Annotated in this window: 7 protein-coding genes and 2 pseudogenes; 5 read left to right on the top strand and 4 right to left on the bottom strand. The window is 67.7% G+C overall.

Annotated features, from left to right (window positions below):
* Positions 1–390, bottom strand: a pseudogene (locus ACOJSF_RS08170) (TonB-dependent receptor); the annotation flags it as partial.
* A gap of 75 nt (positions 391–465) precedes the next feature.
* Positions 466–1,482, bottom strand: a complete 1,017-nt coding sequence (gene thiS, locus ACOJSF_RS08165; protein ID WP_420141721.1) for a sulfur carrier protein ThiS — start codon at positions 1,480–1,482, stop codon at positions 466–468.
* A 134-nt stretch (positions 1,483–1,616) separates the two neighbouring features.
* Between thiS and accB the strand changes: the two genes are divergently transcribed.
* From accB to ACOJSF_RS08140, 5 genes and pseudogenes are all read left to right on the top strand, one after another.
* On the top strand, positions 1,617–2,099 hold the full coding sequence (gene accB, locus ACOJSF_RS08160) for an acetyl-CoA carboxylase biotin carboxyl carrier protein (RefSeq protein ID WP_420141720.1): 483 nt from the start codon (positions 1,617–1,619) through the stop codon (positions 2,097–2,099).
* A gap of 87 nt (positions 2,100–2,186) precedes the next feature.
* Positions 2,187–3,539 carry an acetyl-CoA carboxylase biotin carboxylase subunit gene (gene accC / locus ACOJSF_RS08155; protein ID WP_420141719.1) on the top strand — a complete coding sequence of 451 codons (1,353 nt, stop codon included), beginning with the start codon at positions 2,187–2,189 and terminating at the stop codon, positions 3,537–3,539.
* A 26-nt stretch (positions 3,540–3,565) separates the two neighbouring features.
* Positions 3,566–3,970: a nuclear transport factor 2 family protein gene (locus ACOJSF_RS08150; protein WP_420141718.1), complete on the top strand. Its 405-nt coding sequence runs from the start codon at positions 3,566–3,568 to the stop codon at positions 3,968–3,970.
* Positions 3,971–3,988: 18 nt separating this feature from the next.
* Positions 3,989–4,324, top strand: a complete 336-nt coding sequence (gene arsC, locus ACOJSF_RS08145; RefSeq protein WP_420141717.1) for an arsenate reductase (glutaredoxin) — start codon at positions 3,989–3,991, stop codon at positions 4,322–4,324.
* Positions 4,325–4,361: 37 nt separating this feature from the next.
* A pseudogene (locus tag ACOJSF_RS08140) lies at positions 4,362–4,642 on the top strand (HNH endonuclease).
* Between the two features lie 45 nt (positions 4,643–4,687).
* Here ACOJSF_RS08140 and ACOJSF_RS08135 read toward each other — a convergent pair.
* Together ACOJSF_RS08135 and ACOJSF_RS08130 are read right to left on the bottom strand one after the other, a co-directional pair.
* Positions 4,688–5,239 carry an opacity protein gene (locus tag ACOJSF_RS08135; protein ID WP_420141716.1) on the bottom strand — a complete coding sequence of 184 codons (552 nt, stop codon included), beginning with the start codon at positions 5,237–5,239 and terminating at the stop codon, positions 4,688–4,690.
* A gap of 176 nt (positions 5,240–5,415) precedes the next feature.
* On the bottom strand, positions 5,416–6,620 hold a 1,205-nt coding region (locus ACOJSF_RS08130), incomplete at its 5' end, for a helicase-related protein (protein ID WP_420141715.1).

Below are 6,620 nucleotides of genomic sequence, written 5' to 3'. Positions count from 1 at the left end.
CCGCGCGATCGCCTCGGTCGGCAGATCGCGGATGTCCCGAAATCCGGTGATGCGCCGGCCGTTCAACAGCACGACCGGCATGCCCCCCGATCCGCGCCCGCTGGTCGTCTGCGGCGAAAGCTGGTCGAGCAGGTCGGAGATGTTGTTGACGCCGTAGGAGCGGACATCGGCGGGGGTCAGCGTCACCTCCGGCTGGATGTCGCCGACCACCGATCCGGGAAGCTTCTGCCCGGTCACGACGACGTCGTCGGTGGAGGCGACATCGCCCGACGCCGCCGCTTCCTCGGCCGCCTCATGCGGCGTCGCGGCGGTGACGGGGGCGTCCTGCGCCAAGGCGACCGCAGGGGTCAGCAGCAGGGACAGTCCAGGGATGAGAAGGGAGCAGCGCATGACCGCGCCCTAGATCGCACTAGTTGAACCGAAGATTTCGCGCGACGAACCGTGCCGCTAGTCGCCGATGATCGGTCAGATCAGCCCGGCCAGCGGGCTCGACGGGTCGGCATAACGGCGCAGGCCCATCCGCCCGGCGCGGTAGGACAGCCGCCCCGCCTCGACCGCCGCCTTCATCGCCGCCGCCATCAGGATCGGGTCCTTCGCCTCCGCGATCGCGGTGTTCATCAGCACGCCGTCGCAGCCCAATTCCATCGCCACGGCGGCGTCGGAGGCCGCGCCCACGCCCGCATCGACCAGCACCGGCACCTTGGCGCCCTCGACGATCAGCCGGATCGTGACGCGGTTCTGGATGCCCAGCCCCGATCCGATCGGCGCGCCGAGCGGCATGATCGCGACCGCGCCCGCATCCTCCAGCCGCTTCGCCGCAATCGGATCGTCGACGCAATAGACCATCGGCTTGAAGCCCTCGTTGGCCAGGATCTCGGTCGCGCGCAGCGTCTCGACCATGTCGGGGTACAGCGTCCGCGCCTCGCCCAGCACCTCCAGCTTGACGAGATCCCAGCCGCCCGCCTCGCGCGCCAGCCGCAGCGTGCGAATCGCGCTTTCCGCGTCGAAACAGCCCGCCGTATTGGGCAGGTAGGTGATCTTTCTCGGGTCGATGAAGTCGGTCAGCATCGGCGCGTTCGGATCGCTGACGTTGACCCGCCGCACCGCGACCGTGACGATTTCCGCGCCGGACGCCGCGACGGCGGCCGCATTCTGCGCGAAATCCTTATACTTGCCCGTGCCGACGATCAGGCGCGAGCGGAACGTCCGCCCCGCCACCGTCCAGCTATCCTCCTCGATCGCGCGTGGGTGATCGCCGCCTCCGACGAAATGGACGATCTCCAGTTCGTCGCCGTCCTCCAGGCACACCTGCGTCAGCGTCGACCGCGGCACCACCTCAAGATTGCGCTCGACCGCGACCTTTTCGGGCACCAGCCCCAGTTCGCTCGCCAAATCGGCGATGCTCATTCCGCCGGGCACGCGCCGGTGCGCGCCGTTGACCGTGATGCTGATGGTGCCGTCGCTATGCGTGGGAGTCGTCATGGCCCCGATCTAGGCGCGCGGGCCGCGAAGCGCCACCGTTCCGATGGCCACCGATGGTGACGATACCGGACGCTCTGGACCTTCGCGTCCGTCCCTGCCAATAGCGCCGCTTCACTTTCAGGGGCCATCGTCGGATGACCGAAACCACTTCCGCCTCGATGCAGGTCGATGCCGGGCTGGTGCGCCAGCTTGCCGAACTGCTCGACGACACCCGCCTGACCGAGATCGAGGTTCAGGATGGCGACCGCCGCATCCGCGTCGTGCGCAACATTACCGTGCCCGCGCCAACGATGGTCGCGGCCGCGCCCGCCGTCGCGCCGGTTCCGGCGGCGGCCACTCCCGCCGCGCCCGCCCCCGCGCTGGTGGCGCCGTCGGGCGACCATCCCGGCACGATCAAGTCGCCGATGGTCGGCACCGCTTACCTGTCGAGCGCTCCGGGCGTGAAGGCGTTCGTGGGCGTGTGCGATCAGGTCGCGGCCGGCGACACGCTGCTGATCGTCGAGGCGATGAAGGTGATGAACCCGATCGTCAGCCCGCGCGCGGGCAAGGTCTCCGCCGTGCTGGTCGACAATGCCCAGCCGGTCGAATTCGACCAGCCGCTCATCATCGTCGAATAAGCGCGGGCCCATGCGCCGCACCGTTCATCCGGCTCCGCTCGACGGGTTCGGGTGGAGGCGCGCGCCCGCGCCGGCTAGGAACAGCTAATGCCCGAGATCAAAAAGGTCCTGATCGCCAATCGCGGCGAGATCGCGCTCCGCATCCACCGCGCCTGCCACGAAATGGGTATCCGTACGGTTGCGGCCCATTCGACCGCCGATGCCGACGCGATGCACGTCCGCCTCGCCGACGAAGCGGTGTGCATCGGCCCGCCCAGCGCGACCGACAGCTACCTCAACATCCCCAACATCATCTCGGCGGCGGAGATCACCGGCGCCGACGCGATCCATCCGGGCTATGGCTTCCTGTCCGAAAATGCGCGCTTCGCCGAGATCGTCGAGGCGCACGACATCATCTGGATCGGGCCCAAGCCCGAACATATCCGGACGATGGGCGACAAGATCCAGGCGAAGCTGACCGCGGCCGAACTCGGCCTGCCGCTCGTCCCGGGCTCGGACGGCCCGCTGTCCGATATCGAGGAGGCCAAGCGCGTCGCGCGCGAGATCGGCTACCCCGTGCTGATCAAGGCCGCGTCGGGCGGCGGCGGGCGCGGCATGAAGGTCGTGCCCGACGAAAGCCAGCTCGAAACGCTGATGGAGCAGGCGGGGAGCGAGGCGAAGGCGGCGTTCGGCGACGCGACCGTCTACATGGAAAAATATCTCGGCGACCCGCGCCACATCGAATTCCAGGTGTTCGGCGACGGCAACGGCAACGCCATCCACCTGGGCGAGCGCGACTGCTCGCTCCAGCGCCGCCACCAGAAGGTGCTGGAGGAGGCGCCCTCCCCCGTCATCTCCGCCGAGGAACGCGAGCGGATGGGTGGGATCGTCGCCAAGGCGATGGCCGACATGGGCTATCGCGGCGCGGGCACGATCGAGTTCCTGTGGGAAAACGGCGAATTCTACTTCATCGAGATGAACACCCGGCTGCAGGTCGAGCATCCGGTGACCGAGGCGATCACGGGCCTCGACCTCGTCCGCGAGCAGATCCGCATCGCCGAAGGACATGCGCTCACGCTGCGCCAGGAGGATGTGGTCTTCCGCGGCCACGCGATCGAGTGCCGCATCAATGCCGAGGATCCGCGCACCTTTGCCCCCTCCCCCGGCACGGTGAAGCAATATCATGCGCCGGGCGGCATGAACGTGCGCGTCGATAGCGGCCTTTACGCCGGCTATCGCATCCCGCCTTATTACGATTCGATGATCGCCAAGTTGATCGTCCACGGCTCGACCCGCGCCGGCGCGCTCCGCCGCCTGCGCCGCGCGCTCGAGGAGTTCGTGATCGACGGGGTCAAGACCACGATCCCGTTGCATCAGGCGCTGCTCGACGATCCGGAATTCCAGGAAGGCGACTATACGATCAAGTGGCTCGAACGCTGGCTGGCCGAACAGCCCGAATAGCCGAGCCTTAGCAGGGAGGTGACGCGATGGTCGAGACGACGAGCGATCTCACCGAAAGCGGACCTGACTTCGACCGGCTGCTGCGCGCCAACCTCGCCCGCGTGTTCAACGAGCGCGACCCCGCCCGGCGGGTCAAGGCGGTTGAGGCGCTCTTCGTGCCCGACCCCATCCTGTACGAGCCCGACAAGATCGTGACCGGCCGGCAGGCGATCGCCGACGTGGCCGGCGCGCTGCTCGATCGGTTCGGGCCCGACTTCGCCTTTACGCCGCAGGAGGGGCCGGCGGTCGGCCATCACGGCGTCGGGATACTCCGGTGGCACGCCGGGTCCGCCGAGGGACCAATTGCAGTCACCGGCACCGACGTGGCGGAGATCGTCGAGGGCCGGATCGCGCGGCTGTGGGTGATGCTCGACGCTCGGCCCGCCCCCTGATCCCGTTCGGAGTCTCCGATGCACGCCACGATCTATCACAACCCGCGCTGCTCGAAATCGCGCGAGGCGCTCGCCTTGCTACAGGCGGCCGGCGCGGACGTGACCGTCGTCGAATATCTCAGGACGCCGCCGTCGCGCGAGGAATTGGCGCGACTTTACGCAAAGGCGGGGATGTCGCCGCGTGACGGGCTGCGCAAGGCGGAAGCGGCGGCGAAAGCGCTTGCCGGCGCCTCGGACGATGCGATCCTCGACGCGATGGCGGCCGATCCGATTCTGATCGAACGCCCGCTGGTCGAAACCGCCAAGGGTGTGCGCCTGGGGCGGCCGCCCGAGCGCATTCGCGAGATCCTCTGACGGAAGGCACGTCTGCTCCGGCGCCGCCGGCGGGAGCATGACGCCGCCCGAACGCTGCGCGCTCTGTGCGCGCCCGCTCGGCCGGAAGGTCGAATGGCACCATGTCGTGCCGAAAAGTCTGGGCGGGCGCGAAACCGCCGCGCTTCATCCGATCTGCCACCGCGCGATCCATGCGGCGGTCACGAACAAGGAACTGGCGCGCGGACCTACCCGACGCTCGACGCGCTGCGCGCCCATCCGGATGTCGCGCGCTTCCTGAAATGGATTGCCGGCAAACCGGCCGATTTCCACGCTCCCACGCGCCGCCCCGCGCGCTGAAGGGGTGAAGGGGCGACGGTGGACCCGCCGCCCCCCTTTTCCACCTTAGAAGTGGAAGACCACGCCGGCCATCGGCCGGATGCTGTCGAAGTCGTAGGTGTCGATCTGCAGGCGCAGACGCGGGCCGCTGGTGCCCGTCACGCCGCCCAGACCGATATCCTTCGGTCCGACCTCGACGCCCATGCCGTACATCACGTCGCTGCGATCAGCGAAGCCGCGACGGCCATTGACCCACTGGTAACCCGCCGACACGAAGAGCAGCCCGCTCTCGCCCGCGCGGAAACCGGCGCGACCCTTCACGCCATATTCCCAGTCGATGTCCTTGAAGCCCTTGGTCGCGTTGCCCTCGGCACCGACGAAGAAGCCACCGAGCGGAACGTTGACGCCCGCAATGCCCGAAATCAGCGCGCCGTCCATGTAGCCGCGGCTGCCGTTGGTGCCGAACTCGCTGTTGCGGTCGAAGCTGTGATAGCCGCCGAGGACGCCGACATAGGGCTCGATCCCGAACGGCCGGCTGCCGTCAGGGGACGTTTCCTGCGCCGAAGCGGCGGCGGACACGCCCGCCGCGAGCGCGGCAGCGAAAAGGATCTTGTGCATAGAAATACTCCCGAAGTCTCATCTTGCGAGGGGTCGAAACCCGTCTCGCTGCGCGTTCAACATTGCCGAAACGGCTTCGGTTGCGTGAACCGAATGTGAACGAAAATCCGTTGCTTATCAGCAACATTATGCGGCGAGTTGAGAAAATCGCGGGGTTGAAAGCGGGCTGGGCAATCCTATCGCGCGCGCTCCCGCCGCTCGGCCCGGGCCTGTTTCGCCTTGCCGTAGCGGGTCTGGCGCGTGCCGGGCTTGCCCAGGGTGGAATTGCCGCGCACCGGCGCGCGGCTGGGCTCGCTCGGCAGGCCGAGCTCGTCATTCTCCAGCTTGCGGATCTCGTCGCGGATGCGGCCCGCCTCCTCGAACTCGAGGTCGGCGGCGGCGGCGCGCATCTTCTTTTCGAGTTCCTCGATATAGGCGCGCAGATTGTGGCCCACCATATGGGTCACGTCCTCGATCCCCGTGTCGACCGTCACCTGGTCGCGGCTCGACAGATGCCCGACGATGTCGGCGATGCTGCGCTTCACGGTCTCGGGCGTGATGCCATGCTCGGCGTTGAACGCCTCCTGCTTCTCGCGCCGGCGCTGGGTTTCGGCCATCGCCCGTTCCATCGATCCGGTGATCGTGTCGGCATAGAGGATCACCTTCCCCTCGGCATTGCGCGCCGCGCGGCCGATCGTCTGGATCAGCGACGTCTCCGACCGCAGAAACCCTTCCTTGTCGGCGTCGAGGATCGCGACCAGCCCGCACTCCGGAATGTCGAGACCCTCGCGCAGCAGGTTGATGCCCACCAGCACGTCGTACACGCCCAGGCGGAGGTCGCGGATAAGCTCGATCCGCTCCAGCGTCTCGACATCCGAATGCATGTAGCGGACCTTCATCCCCGCCTCGTGCAGATATTCGGTCAGGTCCTCCGCCATCCGCTTGGTCAGCGTCGTGACGAGGCTGCGATAGCCCTTCTGCGCGGTCAGGCGCGCCTCGTGCACCAGATCGTCGACCTGGCTTTCGATCGGGCGCACCTCGATCGGCGGATCGATCAGCCCGGTCGGGCGGATCACCTGCTCGCTGAACACGCCGCCGGTCTGCTCCATCTCCCACGATCCGGGCGTGGCGGAGACATAAACCGTCTGCGGGCGCATCGCCTCCCATTCGTTGAAGCGCAGCGGCCGATTGTCGATGCACGACGGCAGGCGGAAGCCATATTCGGCCAGCGTGATCTTCCGCCGATGGTCGCCCCGCGCCATGCCGCCGACCTGCGGTACCGTCTGGTGGCTTTCGTCGACGAACAGCAGGGCGTTTTCGGGCAGATATTCGAACAATGTGGGCGGCGGCTCGCCGGGCAGGCGCCCGGTGAGGAAGCGGCTGTAATTCTCGATGCCGGCAC

This window comes from Sphingomonas sp. (genome assembly GCF_048594985.1).
Classification (GTDB): Bacteria; Pseudomonadota; Alphaproteobacteria; order Sphingomonadales; family Sphingomonadaceae; genus Sphingomonas_I.
This window is presented reverse-complemented; position numbering and strand designations above follow the sequence as displayed.